The following is a 25,930-nucleotide window of genomic DNA, read 5'->3' as shown; positions in this document are numbered from 1 at the left end:
GGGGAGGTAAAGCGCAGCTTTACCGGGGTGGGGTTCTGAGGGTAATGATAAGTATTTAACCGGACTTGATATCACCTGATCACCTTGCCTCCTTGAACTATTTATAGTACATCTATACTATAATAGAAATGCCACCTTACAGCAATTTTCTGTAGGGTGTCTCATCATTTGAAAAGCGCTGTAAGCAAGAAGCTGGTATACCTTTTTGCATTGCATTTTGCGTGTTTACCCTCAGATTTTAACGTTTGTGAGAAGGTTTTCTTGTTGAGGGTGACGCAACAAAAAACCATGAATTAACATGATGGTTAAGCTTAATTAAAATAGGTGTAAATATGGCAAAAAAAGCTGCAAAAAATAACGTTGCCCGCTCTCAAAATATCAATAGTAAATTTACTAATAATACTAGAACAAAATTCACCCTTTATAACTTTGCTGGTAAAGAAAAAGCTTACTATTTAGTAGATAGAGTAGATTTAGAAAGAAAGCCGGGTGATATTTCACAAAAAGCAGTAGCACACAGTATTATTATCATTGACCGTTCTGGCTCAATGTCTTGTGATATCCAGGCATTGAAAGAAACTTTGATTAAGCTTTTAACTCTTGATGAATACATCAACTACCAGCTAGTCATCACTTTAATATCCTATTCTTCTAAAGACGACGTAACCTGTCACTTCCAGCGAATTCCCATTCAAGAAGTGATGAAACCAAGTTCTCCCTACGTAGAAGAAATTAAACGAATTCAGGCTACTTATCTAACTTGCATATCTCAAGCAATGCAGATGGCAAAATCTCTGATTCAAGAGGGAGAACTTACCGCCATAACTTTGCACAGCGACGGCTATGCAAATGATACCAGCCCTAGGGCAGAAGCAAAAGCTTTAGAGGCGATTTGTGAAGAACTCAAAAGCATGGATGTTTTTGTCAACACCATCGCTTATTCTAACGCTTCTGACTTTAAGCTGCTTTCCAAAATTGCCAACACTGTCTCTGGTTTTTGCATTCAAGCTGGCGATGTGAGAGAAGTTTATGATGCTATTTACAGCACTGCAAAATTGTTAGGTGGTTCAGTCGCACCAGCAATAGAAGAACCTTTAGCTGCTGATTATACCTATCAAGTTTTACTTTCAACAAGTGCGAAGAAAATTAATGGTACAGCGGGAACATTAAAAATTTTTGGTTTGAAGCCAGATGATGAATTTATCATTTACAAGTATAAGCAGATTACTAAAGAAGCTTATGAGCAATTAAATGTACCTGTAGCTCAAAATGATCAGTCTGTGTATGCATTTGCCAAAGCAAATTTAGTAGAAGGAAATTTGAATACTGCCAAGTATGCTATTGCTAGTACCTTTGATGCCACTTTAACAGAAAGACACGCCAAAGCGCTGACAAATGAGCAAGTCGCAGATTTTGCACAAGACATTGACATTGCACTGTTCTATCCCAATATCTTGCGAGAGCATGAAATCCTAGATAAGGTGAAGGTGAACGAGAGAGTTTCTCTGCTAGAACTCGTCAAAATCTTGGAAGAACATCACAGCAGCATCATTGTTAACATCGAGCACTTGCAGGATAATTATCAAAGAAAAGGAATCAAAAGAGTTAAAGGTTGCAGGGATGGAAATGGCAACTTAATTAAACCTTGGCTGAAAACTGAATATATAGATAAAGGTGGCTATGTTGACATGGGTTCGTTTGAGATTAACCACAATACCGCCACTATCAATATGCTTATCACTCGTAAAGTGAGACTTGTCAAAGCTGAGGACAAAACCCGAATTATTGAGGTTGCTGGTTTGCTGATGAATGACTTGGCTACCTTTAATAATTACACTATTGTTAGTGATGGCGAAGTCAATGTGAAGTCACTCAAAGTCAAAATTAGTAGTAAAAAAGCCTTTGATGTACTTAAAGCAAAAGGTGTATTGGAAAAAGATGGTTCGCCAGCAGAGGAATTTGACTTCCGCAGTGAATATACTATCAAGCTAGAAAATTTACCTCTTGTGCCTTTTGATGGACAGTACAGTAACATTGATGGTTTGTTTTCTGAACTAGCAGAAATCAAGGTTCTCTCTAGTATTATTTCTGCTCATCTGAAAGAAGAGTCAGATATGTTCTTAGCAGAACAGTTGGAAGAGTTGAAGAAGCATTATATCTCAAAAAACCTTTACATCAACTTTCCAACAACGAACGAATACGACGACATCAAGGAAGCGTTAATCAACGGTACTCTTGATTCAAGAGTTAGCTATAAAATCGACATTGGCAGCAAAGATCTACTTAACCTTAGTAAACTGCATACAGCGAATAAATTCCTTGATAGGATGTATCAGCTTTATGACAAAGAAACTGGGGAAATTTTCCAGAAACCTGCTTTTGATTTGGCGTTCAATGAAAATATTGCCTTCAGACACAAGCAATTGTCATCCCGTACAAAAATCACGAAAGTCGATGAATTCATGAAACCAATGTTTGATGACTTTCTTGGTTTGGAAAAGAACGGTAGAGTGACAGCTATTCTTACAAAAGTTAGTGCTGAGAATCTTGTAAGGGTGTTGCAAGATAAGTCGAATGGCAAACCTGTCAGCAAAGAGGAAATGGTTGACGCGTTGACAGCGGCGAATACCAAATTGGTGGCGTATGGAGAGAGAATTTACCGCGATAAGATTTGTCCTTTGGTGTTCTACATTGGTTCTACTGGGCTTTTGCCAGATGAAATGAACGCCGTAGCATCCACTGCAGAGGAACTTGCTGCAAAATACCTAAACTTGCAGTTTTCTAAAGATGAGATAGAAGGGACGTTTTTTGAGGTAGGTGAGAGTATTATCAGCGTGTATGGGAAGACTGAGTATTACACCAAGAAGGTTGTCGTTGGGGTAGAGGAGTAGGGGACAGCGAACAGGTGATACGGCACGGCTAGACGAAAGCCCCTACGGTGTAGTCTATGCAATTGAGAAGGGGCTACTGATATTTTGCACCACTTGCGTTATTGCAATTTTTGTAGGGTGGGCACTGCCTAGCATTCGCTCAAAACCTTATTTTTACGTTGTGGGCAGTGCCCACCCGAAGGGTTTTGAGAATGGTGCAAGATCTGAACTACTGAATCCACGCAGCAGCACACACAACACGAAAACCGAGGAAGTCGAACCAGTTGCCCGCATCGTTGACGCCGCGATACGCCGAACGGCAGAAGACAGGACTGACGTCCCAAGAACCACCACGCAGCAGACGATTATCATTATTACTATCATCTAACCACGCACTTCCGTCTGTGGGCGCTCCTTTATAATTACTATGCCAATGGTCAGCACACCATTCCCATACCTGACCATGCATATCATATAGCCCAAAGGCATTCGCTACACCAAAGCTACCCACAGGTGTTGTTTCCTCCCGGTAAATCCCTTTGGAACCTTGACCATAGGAACCTGACCATTTATATTCTTCGTTATCTGTACCTCGATAATTCGCTAAATCCGTCGTAATCGTCTCACCAAAGTGAAATGGAGTCGTAGTTCCAGCACGACAAGCGTATTCCCATTCAGCTTCACTCGGTAGACGGTAGGGTCTTTTGGTGTGTGAGGAGAGGCGAGCGCAAAATTCGACAGCATCATGCCAAGAAACTTGCTCAACAGGGCGATTTTCTCCTTTAAAATGAGATGGATCAGCATCGAGTTCGCTGTTCACTTTTGGGAAAGAAGCTACTGCTTTCCATTGCGCTTGAGTGACAGGATACTTACCCATGCAAAAGGGTTTAATGGTTACTTCATGCTGAGGACTTTCCGATTCACCGCGCTCAAGTTCATCTTCTGGCGAACCCATGAGAAAACTACCGCCAGGAATCAGCACCATCTCTAGTTCAACTTTATCGCCCAAATCTTCTATAAAATATTGCGCTGTCCGCGCTGAACGGTTAATGACTATTTTTAGCATTAATTCTTACCTGCTTGATTGTCCCTCTCTAATACTTTGTTTGTGATGATTGAGCTATTCCCAAAATATGATATTATTATTGAGGCATCGCACTCATTCACCAAAAAAACTTTGCGTCTTGGCACCCTAGCAGTTTAGTGAGCCAGTTATTTCTCTAAAAAAATTCGGCTCGCTCCGCTCGCAAGGAAAAAGAAAAAAGGGTAAAGGACAAAAGAGTAAAAGTATAAAGGGCTACTCAGTCCTCGCCGCAGCACCGCACACCACCCGAAAACCGAGGCTGTGGAAGTCGCTGTCGGGGTTGTAGACGCGCTTAGCAGCGGGGTTGTACTGGACGCGCTTAGCAGAACGACAGTAATCAGGATTGTTGTACCACGAAGCACCCCGCAGTATCTGTCTACCATTATCATTATCATCGAGCCATGGACTTCCGTCTGTGGGTGCTCCTTGATAATTACTATGCCAATGGTCAGCACACCATTCCCATACCTGACCATGCATATCGTATAGCCCAAAGGCATTCGCTACACCAAAGCTGCCTACAGGCGTTGTTTCTCCACGATAAACTCCTTTGACACCAGCACCGTATGTGTAGTCAGCATTATAGTTTGCCAACTCAGATGTAATTGTCTCACCAAAGTGAAAGGGAGTCGTCGTACCCGCACGACAAGCATATTCCCATTCGGCTTCACTCGGTAAACGGTAGGGTTTACCAGTGTATTGAGACAGCCGACCTTCTACGAAGCGGCTAAGCCGAACGCAGAACTCAATAGCATCATACCAGGAAACTCCTTCAACAGGGCGATTTTCTCCTTTAAAATAAGATGGTTCAGGGTCAAGTTCGCGGTTGACTTGTGGAAGGGAGGCTACTGCTTTCCACTGTGCTTGAGTGACAGGATACTTGCCTATAAAGAAAGATTGAATCGTTACTGTATGCTGAGGGCTTTCAGAGCTTGAGCGCTCAGGTTCATCTTCTGGCGAACCCATCAAAAAGCTTCCAGAAGGAATGGCTACCATTTCTAGCTGTATTCCATTCCCTAAATCTTCGATAAACTCCGTAGCTCGCTGACGATGACGATGAATGGTTAAACGACGACGATCAGCCCATTGCTTGAGGATATTTTGAAGATTTCTTTTGGTAACTTTTTCACCAAGCACTTCTGATAAAACTTCCCAGAGCTTGAGAGCAACATTGCTTAGATGAGGCACAGAGTATTTTGTTGATTCTGAAATTTTCTCATAGGTTTGATTGGCTAATGTTCCCTGTAGAATTAACTGTTCAATATCATTGAGATGTTTTCCTGTTTTAGTAAAAACCATCTCATCCACAATCTCGGGAAAACTAACTGTACTGATTTGAGCAGATTGATTAACCTCTATCAGTGCGACTTCAAATTCAAAAGGTTGCAGGTTGATACCTAGAGGAGTTTCCGTCTCCGCTTCAATACTGATGGTTGCGACTTCAAATTCAAAGGTTAATATTTTAGGAGGATTATGAGATTCTTCCGAAAACTCAGGAATAACTTCAGATGTTCGTTCTAATTGTTCTGCTAAAGCAGCATAGTCTTCACCTAGTTGACGCAACACCTGCATAGCAATCTTGGCAAAAGGGATAACCTCTTGTCTTGTGCTGATATCCCAGTTAGGGTTAGGAGCGAGTAATGCTGCAAAGCTCTTGATTTGTAACCCCGCCTTACGAGCTATGTATTGGGAAACTGCTTCCAGCACAGCATCAATTTCTGTAATCCTTACAGAACTCAGCAAAATTTCCCGAACTCCATCTACAAATTTATATTGCCAGCGTTCTGGTTGACTCGGTTTATGACTCTGAACAAATTGCAGCAATCCACTCATAAAAATCTCTGCTAAGTGAATTTGTCTGGATTCTGGCAACAGTTCTTGCTGAATGAGATGGATGACAGGCAAACTTACAGGTGCAGCCGCCATGAAGCCTGCTAATTTTCTGGCTAGAGGGGAAGCTGTAGCATGAAACCGTTTAACTAATAAGTCCGGCTTTGTTGGTTGCTGAGGAGTCGGAGACGGAGATTTTGGTACAAGTTCTTGCCAATTTTGCTCAAACAGAACACCTAGCGTCTGAACACTACCTGCTCCCGCAACGACTCGTGCCCACTCTGTTAAAGACTCAGGTTCTAACGTCACCACAGGAAACTTCAACGCCATTGTCGGTTTTTCTTCCTGCCAAATGGGTAGCCCACTTTCAATCAGTTGTGAATTGAGGACACCAGGAGCCAGCGCACCCAATTGCACTGAGGTTCCTAATCCCAACACCGTCCGCTCCCACAGTTGCTCTGGTAACAATTGCAGTACTGCAACCGGAACGTGGTTTCCCCAAAGCTCTAAGAGTTTGTGTATTTCCCCTTGCCACCACAACGGTGAAATACAGTCGCTAATTAGCAATATCAATCGTCTACCTGTGGCATCCAATAGCTCTTTTGGACTACGGGAGAGTTGTTTTCTTTGTACTTTTTGCGGCTTTTTTTGCTGAAACGGGAAAAGCTGGGGTGTTCCATCTGTTTTCGTCTGTAAACTCCAAGTGTATACGTTGCGAAATGCCCCGTGTCGCTCCATTAATTTTTGGAATTCTGCAATGGTTTCTTGCCAAACAACTGTTGTGCGGGTTTCTTCCACTACCAACACCAACTCCAACCAGCGTTCCCGTGCAGGTTGCAAAACAGGCGACCAAACCTGATATTCTGCAATTTGTCGAGCTGTACCTTCTTCATCCAAAACCGATTCTGTTCGGGATGGCACTTTTCGCATGAGTGGACGAAGCGCTCTGGCTAAAGCCAATGAATTTCGTAGAGCAGGTGCAGCTGGTGCTTTAAAGGGGAGTCCTTCTGGTGTGGGTGATGATTTGTCAGAGGAACTAGATTCAGGGAGTGTATCAGACGAGTAAGCAGAAACGGCAGGTTGCTCTCTAGAGGGACTAAGGGATGAAGGTGGGGTTTGTGCAACGTTTGCTGAAGTAGGTGATGTCGGTGTAGGGGTAAGGTCATGGCTACTTCAGTCTGCGCCAGTTCTGTGCCTGAGGCATTGATGGAGTGTGCCGAAAAGGACCACAGTGATGTCATTGTATTGGGTGCAGAAGCCACAGCTATCCGTTCCAATGCAATCGAGTATAAGCGCGATGGCAAGTCTGAGACACTGCCAACTTATACCACAATTTGGACAGCTGGCACTGCTACCCATCCGCTGATTAAAGATTTGGCAATTCCAGATGAACACCGAGACAAGCACAGTGGATTAAAAGTCAGCAAAACCTTACAACTGCCCGATTTTCCAGAAGTTTTTGCAGGCGGAGATTGTGCAGCTGTGGAGGACAGTTCCTTTCCGCCGACTGCACAAGTTGCATATCAACAAGGAGCGACAATTGCCCAGAATTTGAAAGCGATCGCTTTAGGAAATGACCCCAAACCTGTTAGGGTTAACATACGTGGCACTTTGCTAAAACTTGGGTTAAACGATGCTGCTGCCAACATTTACAACGTTTTTGAAGTGACTGGCAAAGCCGGTCATTTAATCCGTCAAGGCACTTATCTAGAGCTCTTGCCGACGCCGATTCATGACTTTAAAGCCACTGTAGAATGGCTAGATGAGGAGATTTTTCACCGCCACCTTGACCCTCACGATGTGGGCAAGAAAGTGGTGCAGGCAGTGGAATTAGTTGGTGGTGTAGCTGTGGGAATTTTGGCTGCCAGAAAATTACTTCAAATATTAGGAGACGATGAAAAAAACAAGAAATCATGATTTGAGAAAAATTCCAAATCCAGGAATTTCTTATCTTCATTGCTAGCCTTTACCATCAAGGGCTTTATCTAAGTTCCAAGCTGCACTAATCAAAGCCAGATGTGTAAAAGCTTGGGGGAAATTCCCTAATGCATCGCCACTCGATCCCGTTTGCTCGGCATAAAGCCCCAGATGGTTGGCATAGCCCAGCATTTCTTCAAATAGGAGTCGGGCTTTATCGAGTCGGGCACTCTCCTTATTCTTAACTCCGGCGCGGGTTAGTGCCTCAACTAGCCAAAACGTGCAGATATTGAAGGTGCCCTCATTTCCTTCTATACCATCGGGCGTTTCTTCCACATTGTATCGGTATACCAGACTATCAGAGACTAACCCTCCTGATTTCGGAGGCTGATTGATGGCATCCAAAGTAGCCAGCATACGGGGATCTACTGGCGAGAGGAAGAATACCAGAGGCATAATTAAGCTTCCGGCGTCTAGCGAATCACTACCGTAATATTGCACGAAAGCTTGACGTGAGGCATTCCATCCCTTGGACATGAGTTCCTCATAAATTTGGTCTCGAACCTCGATCCACCGCTTTCGATCTGCCGGGAATGAGCGCTTGTCTGCTAAACGCAAGCCGCGATCCAAAGCCACCCAACACATAAGTTTTGAGTACACAAAGTGTTGTTGTCCGTTACGCACTTCCCAGATACTTGAGTCTGGTCGCTGCCAGTTGTCACAAACCCAATTAAGCATATGGCGCACTTTGATCCACATATCATATGAGATTGGTGCTCCATACTTGTTGTAGAGATACACCGAGTCCATCAACTCGCCATAAATGTCCAGTTGTAACTGTTTGTAAGCAGCATTGCCGATACGAACCGGACTTGAACCTTTGTAACCCTCCAGATGATCTAAGATTTCTTCGCTCAGGTCATGCCGTCCGTCAATTCCATATATATTTTGCAATAAGCCGTTCGGACTGCACTGATGGCAACGAGACTCTATCCAATTCATGAACTCAGCAGCTTCCTTGGTGAAACCAATACGCATTAACGCATAAAGCGTGAAAGCTGCATCTCTGATCCAGGTGTAGCGGTAGTCCCAGTTGCGTTCACCGCCAATACTCTCTGGAAGACTACAGGTAGGCGCTGCTATGATTGCTCCGGTAGGTTTGTAGGTCAGCAGCTTTAACACCAGTGCTGAACGGTGAACGATTTCGCGCCACCGGCCCATGTAAGTGCATTCCTCAAGCCAGTGACGCCAGTAATCAACGGTTTGCTTGAATAGCTCATCCGCTTGTGACTGGTCGAGAGGATGTCCACAACCACGATTGGGTTCAGTTTCCCGCACCACAAAAACCGCTGTCTGTGTTGCCTGAAGGTTAAACTTGGCAAAAACTCCACTGTCTTCTTGCTGTAGTGGGATATCTGTTAAAAGTTCGAGGCTGAGTTTTGGTGAGTGAAAGCACGCACCCCCAGAACTGAGTATTATTTGATGTTCATCTCGGGCATAGTTGAAAGCAGGACGGCATTCCATAAGGAAATCCATGAAGCCACGAATCACCTTAACACGCCGGATTAACCAGTGAGATCCAACCTCTTGTGCAGCCATCCCTACAGGCATAAAGTCGGTGATTTCTCCAACGCCTTCTGGTGTCAGGAAGCGGGTTACTAGGACGTTGGTTTCAGGCCAGTAGAACTGCTTGTGAGTCACCTCACAAGTCCTGGGTGAAATCTTGAAATGCCCGCCCTTTTGATGGTCGAGCAGTGCCGCAAAGACACTGGGCGAGTCATGAAAAGGAAAACAAAACCAGTCGATAGATCCATTTAGCCCGACCAAGGCTGTTGTGTACGTGTTCCCAATAATTCCGTAGTTTTGGATTGGCTGATATCCCATGACCCTCACTTTGCTCAAATTCAAAATATGCCCTAGGGCAGACTACGCTATCAAAATTTAAAAAAAACAAAGGATGCAAGCCCCTAATACCGTTTCACTTAAAGGTTGACACAAATAGGCAGTTCTCTTGCAGCTTTGCAGAGGGAAAGAATTAGAGACCAATCATTTGTATCAGGCTTAAGCGTGAAATGGTATAATTTACGGTGTGAAGAAGTAAAAAAGATTTAAACTCATATATTTAAATTAAATATTTTGTGAAGTTATTTCTTCTGTCTTACGAAATAAAAAACATGAAAATTATCATAAAAAATCAATTTTTATGCTATCTGAATAATATTTTGCGATTGCTAAAAAAGAGAAATTTCCCAAATCTCAAAGCACAAAAAGGAACAACTCGTTTGAAAGATTGAGCTTCCTTGGCTTATTCACGCTACACGGCACGGTGATGATTTTCCTGTGGATTATCCCGTTCATGGCAGGTCTTGCCAACTAGCTAGTGCCGCTGATGATTGGGGCAAGGGACATGGCTTTTCCACTCCTCAATGCGATCGCCTTCTGGATGATTCCACCAGCAGCTATTCTGCTACTCTCAAGTTTCTTGCTGCCTAAGGAATGAGCAAAATCTTGTCGCCAACTTAAAGAGTAAGGAGACTACAAAATTATGGCAAATGTTGTTGTGCCCAAAGCACAGCTTGAATCCGGTCACGAACACCTAACTGGCTGAAAATTTGAGAGACATAATTTCTCACGGTTCCTTCTGTAAGGTGCAGTTCTTGAGCAATTTCACGATTATTTTTTCCCTGTTTCATTAACTTCAAAATTTCCAGTTCACGTTGACTTAACAGGTAGTCATAATCATCTTTTGGGCGTGAGGAATTAGGTTTTAACTGAGCAACGACTTTCGGAACAATCGATGGTCCGAGTTGACAGTATCCCAGATAAACTGAACGAATGGCTGTGACAATCTGTTCAATTGGGGTGTGTTTGAGTAAGTAACCAAGTGCGCCTGCTTGGAGTGATTGCCAGACATACTCATCATCATCAAATGTCGTCAGTACTAAAATTCGTATCCAAGGATAACGTTGAATAATCTCACGAGTAGCCACAACGCCATTGCAAATTGGCATTCGGACATCCATCAAAATGACATCGGGTTGTAGGTGTTGGGTGAGGGCGATCGCCTCACGTCCATGACTCGCTTGTCCAACCACATCCAAGTCCGCTTCAGCAGATAGCACTATGGCTAAGTCCTGCCGAAAAATATCCTGATCATCAACAACTAACAGGCGAATCATAGCGGAAGTATGATTTGAATCTGCGTGCCTGAGCCTGGAGTACTGTTGATCGTCAATTGACCTCTCAATAGTTGGACTCGTTCTTCGATGCCTTGCAATCCCAAACCCAAATGCGGTAATTTCGGATCAAATCCTTGACCATCATCTGCTAATTCTATCAGGATACCTTCCGGCGTAGACAAACCTCGGAAACGAACCGCAGAAGCATGAGCATATTTTTGAATGTTAATCAATCCTTCTTTAACAATGCAGTAAATGTGGTGGCTGGTTTGCAATGGCAATTTTGGTAAGTTTATCTCCCATTGCACACTCAAAGCTTGATTGTAGCGAAGCTGTTCGACTAAATTGGTTAAAGCTTGATTGAGATTAAAATCCGATTGACGCATTGTTTTCAGCGAGTGATTGACATCCTCAATACACTGACTAGCCAAAAATTTAGCTGTGTCTACAGCTTCACACACTGCATTAACATCGTGTTGTTGCAGCTTTTTTTGGGCTACTGTTAACCGACTGTTGAGGTTCGTCAGACTATGTCCTAAAGAATCATGAATATCGCGAGCAATCCGCGTACGCTCTAGTGTAGCAGCTAGCGTTTCTACTTGCTCAGCTAAGGCTTCTGCACGTTTTCGGCTTTTTTGTTCTGCAATTACCATAAAACTAAAAGCAATTATGAAGACAGTGACGACGAGATTATCTGATAGATATCTTAAAATCAACTGTTGGATTTGGTTGCGATCGCCTAGCTCTACACATAATGCTGTAGTCATTTGAGCAGATTTAGGAAGCGCCCATACAAAGGTTAATAAACCTATAATTACCGTTAATGTAACAGTCAATATCAGATTTTGACGATTCAGTAAGAAGCAGCTTTTAGCAATATATAAATAGAGAAACAGTTCTATTCCAATTCCTGTTACCCTCATGAAAAGTGCTAATAGAATTCCTGCAAGGACATAGACTTGCCTTTGCCAAAGCGGACGGTTAATTGGAAAGACTAAACTCAACAACGCATATCCAACAAGACAGAAAACAACCTGTAGAGATGCTGCGATTGAAGCTTGAAACGAGCCATCCAGCAAAAAACCTAAACTCACTCCAACAATCATCACCCACTCGCTATAACGCAAATTTGAGCGGAATGATGCAGAAGAGATCATACTCAGTTTCATAGCAACTAAAGCAGGAAATATTAGCTAAAAGATACTAGAAACTACAGTATAGTATTCCGTTTGGATTTCTCTATGACATTTGTCATGTTAATTCATGACACCAATCTATAGTGTGCAGAAACTTGATTTGGCACCTTAGTAACTAAGTTACTGGTGTTTTACGAACATGAAACGAATTCACGTTGGTTTGATGGTTCTCACTACAGCCGTGATGAGTGGAGGGATAGGATTTCTAGGGGGTACAGTCGTGGGAAAGACGGTTTGGACGATAGGCGATGGTGTACCAATGGGAGTCTGTTTAACAAGTGAAATTGCCAAACAGCAAGGTGCAATGACTCCAACCGAGATTGATAGAGTCTTAAATCAGGCTAGAGAGAAAGTACAACAGACAGCAAATCAAGTCATACCTTTTGCTGAATTTAACTTTAACTGTCCGAATGCACTCAGTAGCTTTTCCAAATAGATTCTTGTCTTTTCACACTGTTGTATTTAGAATTTCTAATATGATTCAGCGCTTCAAGAAGAACATCAAAAAGCGTCCGCTTGTATGGTTTTATGTATTTTCAATTTTAATTGAAGTTTGTATCATTCCAATTTTCCTTTTTACAGATGCACAAAACGGATTACTCAAAGGCTTTGAGAAATCAGGTTTACAATTTAATACGGATTTAGTAACTGCGTTTCGAGTTGTATTGGCAGCACCGGAAGCATTTTTGGGAATTTTCCTAAGTCTTGTGCAAGTTGCTGCTGTCGATGTAGCCGTATTTATTATTGCTATAGCTTATGGACAACAAGGTTTTGCAACCCTTAAAGCTCGCTTTCGCTTCTGGAGAAAAGATATTTTTTGGCACCGTGGCTTGAGAGTTTGGGGATTCTGCATATTAACCTTTAGTGCGATGAATCTGGCGACGGCTGCACTCAACAAACTACTGCTCACTGAAAAGGAATTCGGTTGGCATATTGATTTTTTCTCAATAGTGTTTTTGTTCAAGTTTTTCGTTGCTATGTTTTTAGACGCGGGTGGTTTATTTGAGGAAAACGGTTGGCGAGGATTTGCTTTACCTTTGCTACAGAGCCGTTTTAGCCCTCTCAAAGCCTCAATTATACTAGGATTAATGTGGTTTGCGTGGCACATTCCTGTTAAAGTGGATACTTTTTTTTACGGAATTGGAAATGCCATAGCCATTTTTTCTATTCTGATGATTAAGTTTGTTTTACTTTCAATCATCATGACGTTTTTCTTTAATCGAGTTGGTGGGACTACGATTATTGCGATCGCCATGCATGGGCTATCAAATGATTCAGTCAGGTTAGGTGGCGAAATTTTGTCAGATAGTACCAAAGTTTATCTACTGACTGAAATCAACTTAGTCATTCCAATGATTGTCGTTGCGATAGGATTAATTCTTAAAACAAAAGGTCGGCTTGGCTTCAGAACAGGGTGTGACAGTTATTTTAAATTTGCAAATTATCCCTAGTTGGATAAGCGCATCAGCCGACCACTTATATCTAACTTTGTGCCTTTCCTTCTAGCAATCCTGCTAGAGTTTGCTGAAAACTCTTGCGTTGGCTGAGAGTATCTAACCACGCTGCTGTTTTGGGTCTAGCTTTAACTAGTGCTGATCCTTCCTTCGTCATGTTGACGTAGTACACCATTGACCCAGCTATGATGTCAGCCAAGCTCAATGCATCACCCACAAGAAATGATGTTGTCAGCTCACGTTCGAGGACATCCAGATGCTGACTGATAATGTTTGTTGACTCTGCAACAACAACTTCATCAGCTGCACCACCCATAATCGGATTCATAATTCGCTGCACAAACAGTTGGATCGCAACGGGATATAAGTAATTTGACGCAATCCCAATCCATTTCCGCACCTGGGCGCGTGCTTTTGGATCAGTGGGCTGCAAGGATGGCCCATCGAAAGCTTCATCTATGTAGGCTAAAATCGCTGGAGTTTCGTACAGGATGAAATCTCCCTCCTGTAATACAGGCATCTTCCGAAACGGGTTGAGTTGAGCGTATTCGTCCGTCGGTAGGTAGTCAAATCCGATCTCGTTGAACTGGTAGTCAACTCCTTTCTCAATTAAGGCAATGCGGGCAGAACGGACATAAGGACTGACTGAAAAGCCGTGTACAACTAAGTTGGACATAAGATTTACCCCTAAAGTGTCAGCAGCGTTTCTTGAACGTTCATTAAAGTTGAATACTCATTCAAGATAAAACCAAAAAAAATGCTTGTCAAGAGGAAACCGCAAAATTAATTCATCTGAAGCAGTGTAGTAGCTCCTGCTGCAATGCTTTTAAGCGTTTTAGCATCACGTCGGATTCGTGCAACTGCTAACATCCCCACAACTAATCCCAGTAATGCTTTAGCATTCGCCTCGATCGCAAATGAGTTCGGCAAATCTCCGTCTTGAACTGCCTGAGCAAGATTCTGCTGAAAGAATGACTCAATCTCGTCTAAACGATCCTCAATAATTGCCATCGTGCTGGGTGAATGGGATTCACGCTCTATCGCCGTGTTAATAATCAAACAACCCTTGTGTTTTGAGTCGTTTATCATTGCTTTAGCCAAATGGTCAAACCATTGTTGAATACATTCTAAGGGAGGACAATGGCGTGGCATAGAAGCGCGAAAGAATTCTTGCGTGTATTTTTTGAATGCTTGCTGAAACAGCTTCTCTTTGTCACCAAAGGCAGCATATAAGCTTCCAGGCTGGATTCCCGTCGCTTGCACAATATCCTTCATGGAAGTGTTGGCATAACCACGCTGCCAAAACAAATCCATAATGATCCTTAAAACTTCGTCCGTATCAAATTCTCGTTGCCGAACCACGGGGTAATTGAACTCTCCCAATTACGTCTATTTGTCAAGTATACATATTTTTGAATGATTAATCAATAATAATGTGAGTTTGCAAAGAAAGGCATTTGTTATGCCTTAACAAAGTAGCAGCCGATGAAGACATTAAGAAGAACACAGAACGCAGAACGCAGTAATCAGAATAATCCCACGGATGGAATCCAGGGGGTTTCATTACGGAAAGCTTTTTTGGTCTCCACGTAGGACGAAGTCTGTGTCGTAGACAATAAATTCGCTTTCTTTATAGCAATACTCTCCACCCAGTTATCAGAACTTATACTGACCAACGTATGAGACTTTTTTATTCCAAGTTCTGACAACTGTGTTCTCTGGTTCTTTCTTGGTAAATGGGTATAACAACCTCAATAAAATGTCCACAATCCTGGGGTGATCAATTCAAGGAGGTGCTCATCCGGATCTCGGAAATACAGGCTGCAGCCGCCCCGTTTCCAATGAACCTTGCTGTCGATGGGGATACCTCGCTCAGCCAGTCGTTGTTCCCAAAACTCTAGCTCGGACGCCGCAATTGAGAATGCTACGTGCAACCGACCACTTCCACCATGAGGAGGAATCACCCCTTCTACCGTACCGACGGGAGATGTTGTCCTCCCCGGCTCCTGAGCGATGCTCTTGGGGAACAGGATCAGGGCTTGTTGGTTGGGCACCCGGAGTACACAGATCATCTCATCCATGACCTCTTTCTCAAATCCGAATAGGTCTTTGTAGAACTTAAGCGAGCGTGCCAAGTCTTCGACATACAGCACGGATTCAACAATGCCGTTGACAGTTTGCTTCTCAGTCATAAGATATACTCTCTTCGAGAATGCCTGTTACTGTCAGAGTAGGTTATCCAAACGGACTGTTTCAATAGCCAATTTTGTACTTCTATATAAGTCCACTTCGCCTGAGATATATCTTTTGTTACTGCCCTAACTCTTTGATATTGTTCATCACTTGTTGATATAGTTGTTTATTATTCTGTTTCTCAAAAATTTCTGCGGCTCGCTGCAAATCTTCTATAGCTTTTTGTTTATCTCCTAGCGCAGCATACGCATTTCCTCGGTTATTGTATGCTGCAGCAAAGTTGGGAGCAAGACGGATGGCTTCGTTGTAATCGGCGATCGCCCCCTCTCTATCTCCTTGGGCGGCGCGGGCGTTTCCCCGGTTATTGTAAGCAACGGCAAAGTTAGAATTAACATTAATAGCTTGGCTGTAATCGTCTATCGCCGCGTTTCTGTCTCCCTTTGCCGCAAAAGCATTTCCCCGATTATTGTACGCCTCAGCATATTTGGGATTGAGGCGAATTGCTTGGCTGTAATCTTCAATCGCCCCGTTTGTGTCTCCCTGTGCGGCGCGAGCATTGCCTCGGTTATTATACGCTTGAGCATCATTGGAATTGATATTAAGCGCTTGGTTGTAATCTTCTATCGCCCCCTGCTGATCTCCAGAATCAAATTTAGCCAGTCCCCGGCTATTGTAAGCAGTTCCATAGTTGGGATTGAGGTTAATTGCTCTGGAATAAGAAGCGATCGCCCCTTGTGAGTCTCCTTTAATTTGCTGATATTGACCCTGAATATAAAAGTCTCTCGCTTGTGAAGGTCGTGCTGCTGGACGTCCAGCAGGACGGACTCCGATTTCTGTAACCAATACATCCTTAGCGTTACTACAGGAAACGGTTCCAAGAGCAATAAATACAGTAAGCGCAGTTCTGCAGACAGCTTTCATTCTTTATCATTCATCACTGATCACTGTTTTCGTCACTTTCTTGATTTTTAGAAGTCAGTCGCCAAGTCGTGGTTTGCTCAATATCTACAGACAGTTGTTCTAGGTTTTCTCCTAAATCTTTTTGTAGTTTTTGAGTCAATGTGATTGGAAAATCTAAATCGATATCTTGAGTTTGTACTAGCCTTGCAAGTTGTGTAAACGGTACTTTTACTGTTTTTCGCTCGTAAGAACTCAGCTTGAAATAAGAGCTTTCTGTTACATTTTGAGCAAGCATAGCTTTTTTTATTCGCTCTTGGAGATTTGCGAATTCTGAGTCTAACAGTTTCCACTGTTCCTCAAGCTGAGCATATCTTGCATTCAGTGATGTTAAGTTTTCCGTTGCGGGTTCTGGGTTAATTTCTTGGTTTAATTCTATCAAACGTTGATGGACTTGAGCAAGATAAATGCAGTCTAGATAAGCATACTCGATTTGTTCTTCGCTTAGGGGTCGCCTTCCCCAATCACTACCTTGTTCTTGTTTATCTATATTCTTAAAATGACAAAGTTCTGCAGCTAGAGTTTTGAGTTGATAGTTAGGTAATGGCAAGGCATAGTAAGGAATTTTTTTTGCCATTTCTAAAGTGCAAGTGATATTTTTTGCTTTCTTGTTACCCAGATATTTCAGGTCAAAGCTAGCATTATGAAAAACTTTTTCAATATTGGCATTGACCATAATTTTGTCAATAAATTCAGCCACAACATCAGGGTAATTGAGTACATCCAAAACAAAGATGCGATCGCCACTCAAATCTTGTGGATCGTCCAATACCTGAATCAGCGACAGTTTAGGATTGCGGCTTTTATAGTCTGCGATTTCTGTATCAATCCACAAAATGCTAGCTTTGGTATATTCAGCGACAATAGAACGGATTTCGCTTGCTGATGTTAGGTATGGCATAAGCTAATATTTCCTGAAAAATTCGGAAGAGGTATCAAGTTATAGCTCTCCATTTTTAGCATTTTCTTGGTTATCTTTCTGTCGTTGTACTTATGTAGCAGGCTAATTTCGTTTTATATCCAAAGCTGGATAGCCTAAACTGCTAGCTCAAGTCATTTTATATATGTATGTAATGTTGTCTCACAAATAATCTTGTTTCTGATTGCCCATGCGCTACTTTGTCTTAGCCACTGACTATGATGGCACTTTAGCCGCAGACGGTCGTGTGAATGATGAAACTATAGCAGCGCTCGAACGCCTGCGGCTTTCTGGGAGAAAACTCATCTTAGTCACCGGTCGTGAGCTAGATGATTTGCAGCGCGTATTTCCGCAAATAGATTTATTTGATTGTGTCGTGGCGGAAAACGGCGCTTTGTTGTATTCGCCTGCTACACGTCAGGAGAAACCATTGGGTTCGCAACCACCCGAACAGTTTATTCAAGCATTGCGCGATCGCCATGTTGACCCTTTGTCTGTAGGTCGAGTCATTGTTGCTACCTGGCATCCTAATGAAACCACGGTATTAGAAACCATTCGCGATTTAGGACTAGAATTGCAGGTTATCTTTAACAAAGGTGCAGTGATGATACTGCCTTCAGGCATTAACAAAGCAGCCGGACTCACAGCAGCGTTGGATGAGATGAAGTTATCGCCACATAATGTTGTGGGTGTTGGTGATGCCGAAAATGACCATGCTTTCCTGGAATTGTGCGAGTGTTCTGTTGCCGTTGCCAATGCCTTGCCAATGGTGAAGGAACGTGTGGATTTTGTCACACAAGGCAGTCGCAGTGCTGGCGTCGTTGAACTTATTGATAAGCTACTTGCTTCAGATTTGTCGGAAATAGATTCCCAACTGCAACACAATATCTTGCTGGGTACGCGGGAAGATGATTCTGAAGTACACATGAAGGCGTACGGTTCAAGTATACTGCTGGCTGGCACTTCCGGCGGCGGCAAATCTACCCTGGCAACAGCCATGCTGGAACGCATCGCAGAACAAAAATACCAATTCTGCATCATTGACCCGGAAGGCGACTACGAAAACTTTGAAGGTGCGGTTGTTCTAGGTGATGCTAACCGTTCGCCCAGAGTAGAGGAAGTCTTGGATTTACTTGAGCAACCTGATCAGAATGTCATTATAAATTTACTAGGGATTGCTTTAGCGGATCGTCCGGCATTCTTTGCCGAATTGCTACCCCAATTGCAGGAATTGCGAGTACGTACCGGTCATCCTCATTGGATAGTGGTAGACGAAGCACACCATCTCATGCCTTCCTCTTGGAACCCCGCCTCTGTGACATTGCCTCAAAAGTTAGATGGCATAATGTTTATTACCGTGCATCCCGACCAGATGGCACCCGCAGCCTTGTCTTTAGTAGACACTATGCTCACCGTCGGTAAGTCGCCAGAGGAAAACATCAAGCAATTCTGCTCAGTGGTCGGTCATTGTCCGCCAGAACTTGCGCCCCAAAAGCTGGAACCAGGAGAAGCGATCGCATGGTTCCGAAAAACAGATACCGAACCTTTCCGCTTTCGCATCACCCCAGGACATACTGAACGCCGTCGTCACGTTCGCAAGTATGCTGAAGGAGAACTAGGACAAGACAAGAGCTTTTACTTCACAGGATCAGAAGGTAAGCTAAATCTCCGCGCCCAGAACCTGATTTTGTTCACTCAGCTTGCAGAGGGCGTTGATGAGGAAACTTGGTTGTACCATCTGCAACAAGGAGATTACTCGCGCTGGTTCCGAGAAGCAATTAAGGACGAATCTTTGGCAGAGGAAGTTCAAAAGATAGAGGAAACTGCTAATGGTTCGGCTAGTGAAAGTCGTGAGGCAATTAAAGCGGCAATAGAACAACGTTATACTTTGCCAGCATAAATGAGTTTCGGAAGCTTGCTGCACTTCGCATATTGCCGAATCTAAGCACTGCCTACTTTCCTTAGCTACAAAGCAATACCATTCACTTAAGCCCCAAATTAGGGTAAATTAAGTTTTGTTACCAACAACCTCTCTCCAAACTTCTCTCCTATAAGGAGAGAGGCTGACTCCCCTTCTATATAAGCGAAGGGATTAAATGCTCTTTCTATGTTTGATTATGCAAAAGCCAACCATGACCTCTTACGTCGTTTTTACCGATTGACGGTTGTCAATGTTCTTTCCAATCTCACAGAGCCTTTAGCGGGTTTGATCGGCATTGCTTTCTTAGGTCATCTCACGGAAATCCGTTATTTAGCAGGAGTTAGTTTAGCGACAATTCTATTCAACTACATTTACGAAAATTCGCTCTTTTTACGAATTTCAACTACCGCACTAACAGCTCAAGCCGTCGGACGGAACGACGAAGAAGCGATGTTACAAACGTTCCTGCGGAATGGGTTCATCGCTTTAGTACTGGGCGTTCTTATTTTTATATTGCAGTATCCTATAGGAGCGCTGGGATTTGCCCTATTGAACGGCTCTCCAGAGGTTGAGTCTATCGGACTGGCTTACTTTAATGCCCGGATTTGGGGAGCACCCGCAGTTTTGCTCAATTTCGTAATCATTGGCTGGTTTCTGGGACGGGAACAAAGTGGCAAAGTATTGCTGTTAACTGCTGTTGGCAACGCCGCTAATATTGTGCTGAACTACTTCTCAATTATGCGGTGGGATTTGGGAAGTACCGGGGCTGGACTGTCTCAAGCTATTAGCGAGTATTTAACGTTATTACTAGGTATGCTCTTAGCGAGTCGGTGTATCGAGTGGCAACAGTTGCGAACCGTAGCCCGGCAGTTTTGGAACTGGTCGGCTTTTCAATCTACTTTTATCCTCAATAGCGACGTATTCGTTAAGTCTTTAATCTATATGTCCGCTTGGACTATTTTTTTCAATTTGAGTGCAACTTTCGGCACAGAGATATTAGCTGAAAATACCTTGCTCCAACAGGTTGTATTTCTGATCATGTTTTTGGTTGACGGAATAGGATTCGCAACCGAGACTTTAACCGGAAATTTTAAAGGTCAACAAACAAATGATCAGTTATTGCCCCTATTGCAAATTTCGCTGTTCACTAGCTTGCTGGTGGGAGTTACCGCTTCTTGTGCGTGCATTCTGTTACCTGAGACTGTATTTGGGTTGTTAACCAATCACACCGAAGTTATAGAGCCAATGAAAAGCTATGTTCCTTGGTTACTTGTCGTCTTGAGTTGTTTTTCAATTGCTTGGATTCTGGAGGGGTATTTTGCGGGATTGGCAAAAGGGCAATCTCTGCGTAACGCTGCCTTAGCAGCAATTTTGTTGGGATTTGCACCTGTGGCGATTTGGGGGTGGTTGGCTCACAGTAACCATCTTTTGTGGCTGGCTACATCAGCATTGATGGCAACAAGAGTAGTAGTACTTGGAGTCCAGTTGCCGCAGACGTTTGAAAGCCATTCTACTGCCGCCAGCCAGTTCCCTAAGCTATAGCGATGCTCCCGAGGAGCCGCCTCAGCATCGCGTTTGGTAATTCCCGGTTACATTGGCGTGTTTTTGAGCTGCTGCAAAGTCGTGGAATAATTATAGCTGACCAATTGGGAACTTCTGTAATGGTAAATCACGCTAGAAACTTTATCGAACGCAGTGATTATAGAGCCTTCCTTGTGCTATTTAGGAGCTGGAGCGGTATTTTCCTTATTACTGCTTTCAGTATTTGGGCAAATAGTTTGCCGATTTATATCATTTCGATATGGATCATCGGAGCGTTTCAGTATGGCTTAGGAGAAGCTCTCGTACACGAAGCTTCTCACTACAATCTTTTTAAGAAGCATTCGTGGAACGACCACTTAGAGTTTCTCTATGCACTTCCTTTTTTTACTAGAGTGCCTAAATATCGAGAACTACACTCGCATCATCATAAATATTTTGGCGAACCCGAAGATCCAAAACCGCCTTCTTATGAGAATCTAGGCTTTTTAAATCCTCGAAACAGCCTTTTCTTTCTCTGGTTTGTCAAGCCGATTCTTGGATATGCTGGTTTTCAATTCCAATTCTTGACTCATAATGCAGATTACAATAGATTTTTTGACCGAAAGATTTTTCTGTTTTGGATACCTGTTGCTTCTTTGTTTTATTGGACAGGTATTTTCCACATCTTATTGTTGTACTGGTTTGTTCCCCTGATATGGACTTTTAGTACCTTTCTTTACTGGCAAAGTATAGACCAGCATTATGGCACTCAATCTGGAACGCGAACGAACGTCGGTTTTCTGATGAATTATTTTGCGCATAACATTGGATACCATCACGTTCACCATCTCTGCCCTATTATACCCTGGTACAAGCTGCCTGAAGCTCACAAGGTTTTGTGCTCAGAAGTTACTGATATTTCTCATAGTTTTTTCGATACCTATCGGCAATTAAAAGCCTATCGGCAATTAAAAACAGTTTGTTAAGTCGATTGGAGTTTATCTATTTGTAGAGGTGATAGGTCAGACCAGTACTGTGCCTGCTACGGAGGAGCTACGAAGGGCGCGCAGCGTTGCCGTAGGCATTAGGAGGGTTTCCCGACCTAGGTAACTGGCGTAAGCGCAAAGCGCGGGCTCCTTCATGTGCGTAGCGTGCCGTGCCTCCTCCGGAGGTTGCACGGTACAGGCGATAGCCGTGGCCGTACCCACTGGGCATACCCGGAGGGTCAACAACCCACTACTGTACCCCTAAAAGGGGTACATGGGAAGCCTACACTAACACGCAAGGGCAGTGTAGATAGTTCACTGGTATCACTTAGTGACCATCAGTTGTGTTGGGCATTTGGCTAACACTGAAAAAAACGGAGATATACCCTGTTTATTGGGTATACTTCCTACTTTTATTCCTCTGCTAGTTTTTATAAGGTAAAAATGTACACGGTGCTAAACCTTTAGGAGAATAATCATGTCTAAAGTAAACTCAGCGCAGCTAGAGAAAAACTTGACAGGTATTCACTACCCAGCAAGCAAGAAAGACTTGGTTATGTATGCTGAGATTCAAGGTTCCGACGAACAAGTCCTCCGGGCTTTGAAACAGTTACCAGATAAGCAGTATGAAACGCTAACGGCTGTAAGCGAAGTTATCTGCGGGAGCGAATCAGCGTAGCAATAGCAATTTTTGGGTGTGCTAAACGCATAGCTAGCTGCCATACCCCACCCTTGATGATGGGGTATTATCTATAGTTTGGTTTCTAGAAGAAGCTGAGTAAAATAATGATTTCACCAGCGTTGATTTTTAAGTTGATATTAAGAGGCAGCGCTCTTGGTAGGGTTTCCCTCGTGCCGGCTCTGCCGAAAGGGTCTCCCCGACCTAGGCGACTGGCAAACCCGAAGGGCGTTGGGCAATGCTCACCAAAATCTAGATATAAGCCAGATACGGCAGGCATTGCTCACCCGAAAGATACTTAGATTTTTTCAAATATCAAACCGGATTGCTATAGAAGATATCAGTAGGGTCAGCAGCTTGAAGTTTGCGGGTGGCGATCGCTGCGGAAATTAAACACATAATGATGGTCAGCACTAGCACCAGCAAAGCTCGTGTTATTTTACTTCTCGCGTGACAGTATTGGATCTGACATGCTCCTAACTGATGGCTCCTCTTCCAGATTTTTTCCAGCCCTCTCCTCGATAAGCAATTTCTGCCAATTTGGCAACACAACTAGGCGGAAATATATTTGAATTTTGAGTGAGGAAATTGCTTTTGGTGAAGGGTTGTCAGATTAGCTTCCTCTACTGCTTAGAACTGCCTATCTTCAAGTTTGCTCTACCTTTCTCAACTCAATCAGATTGCCATAGCCCTATGCGTGTCAGCTTAGCCGAGACGAAATTGAAAATGCCTACACGCAAAGGGTTTTGGGTTTTATCCTATGTATGTCAATCTTGGAAGTTGCGAATGGGCTTAAAGCATTGCGAGAAGAAAATTAAGTGTGATTTGACTTTTCCCTGTTTGACAAAAGACTAATATCACCGAGTTCCTTCTAAATTTTACGAATTTCTATGAGTTTATCCAATCCCGCTTCAACTCCACAACCTTCTTATACCGCAAAAGACCTTCAAGTATGGCTGGCGTCTTTTTTTGCTGAGTTACTAGGACTGCAACCAGCAGAGATAAACATTCAACAGCCTTTCGACAGCTACGGTTTGGATTCAGCGCAGGTGATGATTATTGCTAGTAAAGTGGAGAAATTGCTGGGATTTCAGTTATCTCCCCTGCTGGTGTGGCATTACCCCACTATTGAATCGCTTTCCCAGCGTTTAGCCGAAGAATTTGGAGGTTCGGAGACAGAACTTTTTCAAATTTAAAGTTTGCAGTTGTTTTTACACAAAGAAACTCGGTTAAGAGCAAAAATCGTGGGTTTAGCAATCAGCTACCTACGAATAAACCGATTTTCTGGTATTTGGTACATAAGTTTTGAAATGTGAACGCTGCAGTTGTTTTTAAAGAGATTGCAAAAAACTATGAATACATCCGAAATTTTGGCAACTCTCAGGCAACAGTCTGTACAGATCTGGGTTGAGAATGACAAACTCAAGATCCGTTCTCCCAAAGGAATATTAACGCCAGATCTACAGGCAGAAATAGCTGCACACAAGCTGGAAATTATAGCATTTCTACGTCAGGGTAATCTTCCCATAAGTTCTCATACCGTATCGCGGGATTATGATCTAAGTCTGCAAACAATCGGTCATTTAATTGGGGAAACAGGCGATAAATTAAATCCAGATTGTAAGCAACCGATTATCGATCCTAGATTGATGGCTCAAAGGCTAACTGTTACCTTTAGACCTGTGCCGAATAGATACAAAAATCAAGAAATTCTCACATTTAGAGAACAACTAGAACTGAAGCTGCACTCATATGGGGTGAAAGTTTTACCGTGGGAAAAAGCTATAACAGAGTTTCGCTATGAAATTAATATCCCGTTTCTTAACTGGAAGAAAAGTATCAAAACCAGGGTGGTAAAGTCTGGGATAAATGCTGTCATTGATGTAGATAGACCACCTTCTTTAATAAGTCGATTTAATAAAAATTTAGCAGAAAATCTGTATCAAATCTATTCTCGTTTTATTGTGAAGGGGCAAAAAATATCGGTAACGAGAATTGCTCAGTTAATCGGTTGGGCTGAAGATTGTGCAGCTAAATACATTGAAGACCCAACAAATACTCAGGTGATTGTACTCACGGAATTAGATAAAGAGTTTGTGAATTCCAAAACTCCGTATCAAGAAAAGATAAAAATTGGGTTGAATACTCTCATCAGGACATTTTCAGAAATTGTGATTGGAGTGTCTAATTCCCATTTTTCAATTTTGAATATGAATCTTTCAGATTCCGTATTTTCTATAAATGAGATAGATAGTTTTGTTTTAAATTCACTCATTCCCAAGGTATACGTTCCCATATTACCTTTGCCATTGAGCAAATTTCAAATACAACAATTCGAGCCTCAGCAATCAAGTTATGCAAAACAATTACTGAGTTTGGGTAATAAGCTGGCAGAAACAAATCTCTTTCCTTCTGGTTCAAAGCTAAGCGAGGTAATTAAAAGAAAGTCCTATAGAGATATCGTCAACGTCATCGTAAATGGCAGAACAGGTGTTTCTTATGGCTTTGTTGCGTATGCAGAGCCACCACATTACATTGGAGAAATTGAAATAACTGAGCAAGATTGGAAAAATCTATCTCCTGTTGAAGAATTCAGTATTGATGAAGTCCGCCAAAATTCAATAGGTAGACGATATTTAAAAACTAAGATAGGAACAGAATATAAATTTAAGCAGATTCCCGATATCTGGATTTTAAGTGCTCGTTCTGGCTCAAACAAAACTAAGTTGAGTCTTGAAAGTGACATAGTTAGAATCGGTTTGACAGAAAGGTTATTGCTACAGTTACCACAGGGAGTTGATTCTCAAGTCGTAGATATCAAGCCTTCCTATGATGTCTATGTCATGCTGGGAATAGCTATGTCCGCAGCTTTGTATGCACCAAACTTAATGAGAAATGGTCTGCCAATGATCCATTTCCACGGATACCCAACAGTTGAGTGGTTTCAGGTGAATGAATATTATGCTGGAGTTAACAATCCTTCAGTGCCTTGTGGAACCTATGAATCTGGAGTTTTCAATTTTTTGAGTATTTATAACCTGGTAAATCAACATGGCGGAAATATTACCTTAGCTAGTTTGATAGAACCAGACCATGGAACCAATATCATCGCTTACGATTTGGAATATCTAGTAGAAAGAGTCAAGACTGGGTGTGAAAAAGGAAAAATTGAACTAGGTGGAAAACATTTTGCTTCTCTTAAGGCAAAGATAGCTGATAGCTGA

General features: G+C 42.7%; 20 protein-coding genes and 2 pseudogenes. 11 read left to right on the top strand and 11 right to left on the bottom strand.

Annotated features, from left to right (window positions below):
• Positions 1–332: 332 nt before the first annotated feature.
• Positions 333–2,891 (top strand): vWA domain-containing protein, encoded by a 2,559-nt coding sequence (locus ACM0OZ_RS07970; protein WP_414582254.1) that lies wholly within the window; start codon positions 333–335, stop codon positions 2,889–2,891.
• A gap of 208 nt (positions 2,892–3,099) precedes the next feature.
• Here ACM0OZ_RS07970 and ACM0OZ_RS07965 read toward each other — a convergent pair whose 3' ends face one another.
• On the bottom strand, positions 3,100–3,936 hold the full coding sequence (locus ACM0OZ_RS07965; RefSeq protein WP_414582253.1) for a formylglycine-generating enzyme family protein: 837 nt from the start codon (positions 3,934–3,936) through the stop codon (positions 3,100–3,102).
• 231 nt (positions 3,937–4,167) lie between these two features.
• Positions 4,168–6,939, bottom strand: a pseudogene (locus tag ACM0OZ_RS07960) (SAV_2336 N-terminal domain-related protein); the annotation flags it as partial.
• Between the two features lie 9 nt (positions 6,940–6,948).
• Between ACM0OZ_RS07960 and ACM0OZ_RS07955 the strand changes: the two are divergent.
• A complete protein-coding gene (locus tag ACM0OZ_RS07955) occupies positions 6,949–7,701 on the top strand; it encodes a hypothetical protein (RefSeq protein WP_414582251.1) in 753 nt (250 codons plus the stop codon).
• A 42-nt stretch (positions 7,702–7,743) separates the two neighbouring features.
• On the opposite strand, the gene ACM0OZ_RS07950 is transcribed toward ACM0OZ_RS07955, so the two are convergent.
• Complete coding sequence (locus ACM0OZ_RS07950; RefSeq protein WP_414582250.1) at positions 7,744–9,585, bottom strand: glycoside hydrolase family 15 protein; 1,842 nt, start codon at positions 9,583–9,585, stop codon at positions 7,744–7,746.
• Between the two features lie 418 nt (positions 9,586–10,003).
• Between ACM0OZ_RS07950 and ACM0OZ_RS07945 the strand changes: the two are divergent.
• Positions 10,004–10,192 (top strand): annotated as a pseudogene (locus ACM0OZ_RS07945) (cbb3-type cytochrome c oxidase subunit I); the annotation flags it as partial.
• 52 nt (positions 10,193–10,244) lie between these two features.
• Here the strand turns inward: ACM0OZ_RS07945 and ACM0OZ_RS07940 are convergent.
• Both ACM0OZ_RS07940 and ACM0OZ_RS07935 read right to left on the bottom strand, forming a co-directional pair.
• Complete coding sequence (locus tag ACM0OZ_RS07940; protein ID WP_414582249.1) at positions 10,245–10,880, bottom strand: response regulator; 636 nt, start codon at positions 10,878–10,880, stop codon at positions 10,245–10,247.
• Positions 10,877–12,037 carry a sensor histidine kinase gene (locus tag ACM0OZ_RS07935; protein ID WP_414582248.1) on the bottom strand — a complete coding sequence of 387 codons (1,161 nt, stop codon included), beginning with the start codon at positions 12,035–12,037 and terminating at the stop codon, positions 10,877–10,879. The genes ACM0OZ_RS07940 and ACM0OZ_RS07935 overlap by 4 nt, the downstream gene beginning before the upstream one ends.
• 178 nt (positions 12,038–12,215) lie before the next feature.
• Here ACM0OZ_RS07935 and ACM0OZ_RS07930 point away from each other — a divergent pair, with 178 nt between their 5' ends.
• Both ACM0OZ_RS07930 and ACM0OZ_RS07925 read left to right on the top strand, forming a co-directional pair.
• On the top strand, positions 12,216–12,512 hold the full coding sequence (locus ACM0OZ_RS07930) for a hypothetical protein (protein ID WP_414582247.1): 297 nt from the start codon (positions 12,216–12,218) through the stop codon (positions 12,510–12,512).
• 40 nt (positions 12,513–12,552) lie between these two features.
• On the top strand, positions 12,553–13,527 hold the full coding sequence (locus ACM0OZ_RS07925; RefSeq protein WP_414582246.1) for a CPBP family intramembrane glutamic endopeptidase: 975 nt from the start codon (positions 12,553–12,555) through the stop codon (positions 13,525–13,527).
• A 31-nt stretch (positions 13,528–13,558) separates the two neighbouring features.
• On the opposite strand, the gene ACM0OZ_RS07920 is transcribed toward ACM0OZ_RS07925, so the two are convergent.
• From ACM0OZ_RS07920 to ACM0OZ_RS07900, 5 genes are all read right to left on the bottom strand, one after another.
• On the bottom strand, positions 13,559–14,206 hold the full coding sequence (locus ACM0OZ_RS07920; protein WP_414582245.1) for a glutathione S-transferase family protein: 648 nt from the start codon (positions 14,204–14,206) through the stop codon (positions 13,559–13,561).
• A gap of 107 nt (positions 14,207–14,313) precedes the next feature.
• Complete coding sequence (locus ACM0OZ_RS07915; protein WP_414582244.1) at positions 14,314–14,844, bottom strand: TetR/AcrR family transcriptional regulator; 531 nt, start codon at positions 14,842–14,844, stop codon at positions 14,314–14,316.
• 437 nt (positions 14,845–15,281) lie between these two features.
• The gene (locus ACM0OZ_RS07910) at positions 15,282–15,722 is read right to left on the bottom strand and encodes a VOC family protein (protein ID WP_414582243.1); all 441 of its coding nucleotides are present in this window, start codon (positions 15,720–15,722) and stop codon (positions 15,282–15,284) included.
• Positions 15,723–15,840: 118 nt separating this feature from the next.
• Positions 15,841–16,644 carry a tetratricopeptide repeat protein gene (locus ACM0OZ_RS07905; protein WP_414582242.1) on the bottom strand — a complete coding sequence of 268 codons (804 nt, stop codon included), beginning with the start codon at positions 16,642–16,644 and terminating at the stop codon, positions 15,841–15,843.
• A 13-nt stretch (positions 16,645–16,657) separates the two neighbouring features.
• Positions 16,658–17,581, bottom strand: a complete 924-nt coding sequence (locus ACM0OZ_RS07900; RefSeq protein WP_414582241.1) for a ribonuclease D — start codon at positions 17,579–17,581, stop codon at positions 16,658–16,660.
• 208 nt (positions 17,582–17,789) lie between these two features.
• Between ACM0OZ_RS07900 and ACM0OZ_RS07895 the strand changes: the two genes are divergently transcribed.
• The 4 genes from ACM0OZ_RS07895 to ACM0OZ_RS07880 all read left to right on the top strand — a co-directional run bounded on the left by ACM0OZ_RS07895 (position 17,790) and on the right by ACM0OZ_RS07880 (position 22,706).
• A complete protein-coding gene (locus tag ACM0OZ_RS07895; RefSeq protein WP_414582240.1) occupies positions 17,790–19,499 on the top strand; it encodes an HAD-IIB family hydrolase in 1,710 nt (569 codons plus the stop codon).
• 207 nt (positions 19,500–19,706) lie between these two features.
• Positions 19,707–21,062 carry a guanitoxin biosynthesis MATE family efflux transporter GntT gene (gene gntT / locus ACM0OZ_RS07890; protein ID WP_414582239.1) on the top strand — a complete coding sequence of 452 codons (1,356 nt, stop codon included), beginning with the start codon at positions 19,707–19,709 and terminating at the stop codon, positions 21,060–21,062.
• 104 nt (positions 21,063–21,166) lie between these two features.
• On the top strand, positions 21,167–22,027 hold the full coding sequence (locus ACM0OZ_RS07885; protein WP_414582238.1) for a fatty acid desaturase family protein: 861 nt from the start codon (positions 21,167–21,169) through the stop codon (positions 22,025–22,027).
• Positions 22,028–22,505: 478 nt separating this feature from the next.
• The gene (locus ACM0OZ_RS07880) at positions 22,506–22,706 is read left to right on the top strand and encodes a DUF2795 domain-containing protein (RefSeq protein WP_414582237.1); all 201 of its coding nucleotides are present in this window, start codon (positions 22,506–22,508) and stop codon (positions 22,704–22,706) included.
• A gap of 85 nt (positions 22,707–22,791) precedes the next feature.
• On the opposite strand, the gene ACM0OZ_RS07875 is transcribed toward ACM0OZ_RS07880, so the two are convergent.
• Positions 22,792–22,986 carry a hypothetical protein gene (locus ACM0OZ_RS07875; protein WP_414582236.1) on the bottom strand — a complete coding sequence of 65 codons (195 nt, stop codon included), beginning with the start codon at positions 22,984–22,986 and terminating at the stop codon, positions 22,792–22,794.
• A gap of 610 nt (positions 22,987–23,596) precedes the next feature.
• Between ACM0OZ_RS07875 and ACM0OZ_RS07870 the strand changes: the two genes are divergently transcribed.
• Entirely contained in the window at positions 23,597–23,902 is a 306-nt protein-coding gene (locus ACM0OZ_RS07870) for an acyl carrier protein (protein ID WP_069350606.1), read from the top strand.
• Between the two features lie 156 nt (positions 23,903–24,058).
• Positions 24,059–25,930 (top strand): hypothetical protein, encoded by a 1,872-nt coding sequence (locus ACM0OZ_RS07865; RefSeq protein ID WP_414582235.1) that lies wholly within the window; start codon positions 24,059–24,061, stop codon positions 25,928–25,930.

This window comes from Scytonema sp. PCC 10023 (genome assembly GCF_963920835.1).
Lineage (GTDB): Bacteria > Cyanobacteriota > Cyanobacteriia > Cyanobacteriales > Nostocaceae > Kalymmatonema.
The sequence above is the reverse complement of the archived record's forward strand: the minus strand, read 5'-3'. Positions and strand labels throughout refer to the sequence as shown.

Excerpts from the sequence above, each read along its gene's own strand:
- ACM0OZ_RS07880 (WP_414582237.1), top strand. The coding sequence starts at position 22,506 with ATGTCTAAAGTAAACTCAGCGCAGCTAGAGAAAAACTTGACAGGTATT.
- ACM0OZ_RS07920 (WP_414582245.1), bottom strand. The coding sequence starts at position 14,206 with ATGTCCAACTTAGTTGTACACGGCTTTTCAGTCAGTCCTTATGTCCGT.
- ACM0OZ_RS07955 (WP_414582251.1), top strand. The coding sequence starts at position 6,949 with ATGGCTACTTCAGTCTGCGCCAGTTCTGTGCCTGAGGCATTGATGGAG.
- ACM0OZ_RS07905 (WP_414582242.1), bottom strand. The coding sequence starts at position 16,644 with ATGAAAGCTGTCTGCAGAACTGCGCTTACTGTATTTATTGCTCTTGGA.
- ACM0OZ_RS07965 (WP_414582253.1), bottom strand. The coding sequence starts at position 3,936 with ATGCTAAAAATAGTCATTAACCGTTCAGCGCGGACAGCGCAATATTTT.
- ACM0OZ_RS07940 (WP_414582249.1), bottom strand. The coding sequence starts at position 10,880 with ATGATTCGCCTGTTAGTTGTTGATGATCAGGATATTTTTCGGCAGGAC.
- ACM0OZ_RS07915 (WP_414582244.1), bottom strand. The coding sequence starts at position 14,844 with ATGGATTTGTTTTGGCAGCGTGGTTATGCCAACACTTCCATGAAGGAT.
- ACM0OZ_RS07900 (WP_414582241.1), bottom strand. The coding sequence starts at position 17,581 with ATGCCATACCTAACATCAGCAAGCGAAATCCGTTCTATTGTCGCTGAA.
- ACM0OZ_RS07950 (WP_414582250.1), bottom strand. The coding sequence starts at position 9,585 with ATGGGATATCAGCCAATCCAAAACTACGGAATTATTGGGAACACGTAC.
- ACM0OZ_RS07875 (WP_414582236.1), bottom strand. The coding sequence starts at position 22,986 with ATGCCTGCCGTATCTGGCTTATATCTAGATTTTGGTGAGCATTGCCCA.
- ACM0OZ_RS07870 (WP_069350606.1), top strand. The coding sequence starts at position 23,597 with ATGAGTTTATCCAATCCCGCTTCAACTCCACAACCTTCTTATACCGCA.
- ACM0OZ_RS07930 (WP_414582247.1), top strand. The coding sequence starts at position 12,216 with ATGAAACGAATTCACGTTGGTTTGATGGTTCTCACTACAGCCGTGATG.
- ACM0OZ_RS07970 (WP_414582254.1), top strand. The coding sequence starts at position 333 with ATGGCAAAAAAAGCTGCAAAAAATAACGTTGCCCGCTCTCAAAATATC.
- ACM0OZ_RS07910 (WP_414582243.1), bottom strand. The coding sequence starts at position 15,722 with ATGACTGAGAAGCAAACTGTCAACGGCATTGTTGAATCCGTGCTGTAT.
- ACM0OZ_RS07935 (WP_414582248.1), bottom strand. The coding sequence starts at position 12,037 with ATGATCTCTTCTGCATCATTCCGCTCAAATTTGCGTTATAGCGAGTGG.
- ACM0OZ_RS07925 (WP_414582246.1), top strand. The coding sequence starts at position 12,553 with ATGATTCAGCGCTTCAAGAAGAACATCAAAAAGCGTCCGCTTGTATGG.
- ACM0OZ_RS07895 (WP_414582240.1), top strand. The coding sequence starts at position 17,790 with ATGCGCTACTTTGTCTTAGCCACTGACTATGATGGCACTTTAGCCGCA.
- ACM0OZ_RS07865 (WP_414582235.1), top strand. The coding sequence starts at position 24,059 with ATGAATACATCCGAAATTTTGGCAACTCTCAGGCAACAGTCTGTACAG.
- gntT (WP_414582239.1), top strand. The coding sequence starts at position 19,707 with ATGTTTGATTATGCAAAAGCCAACCATGACCTCTTACGTCGTTTTTAC.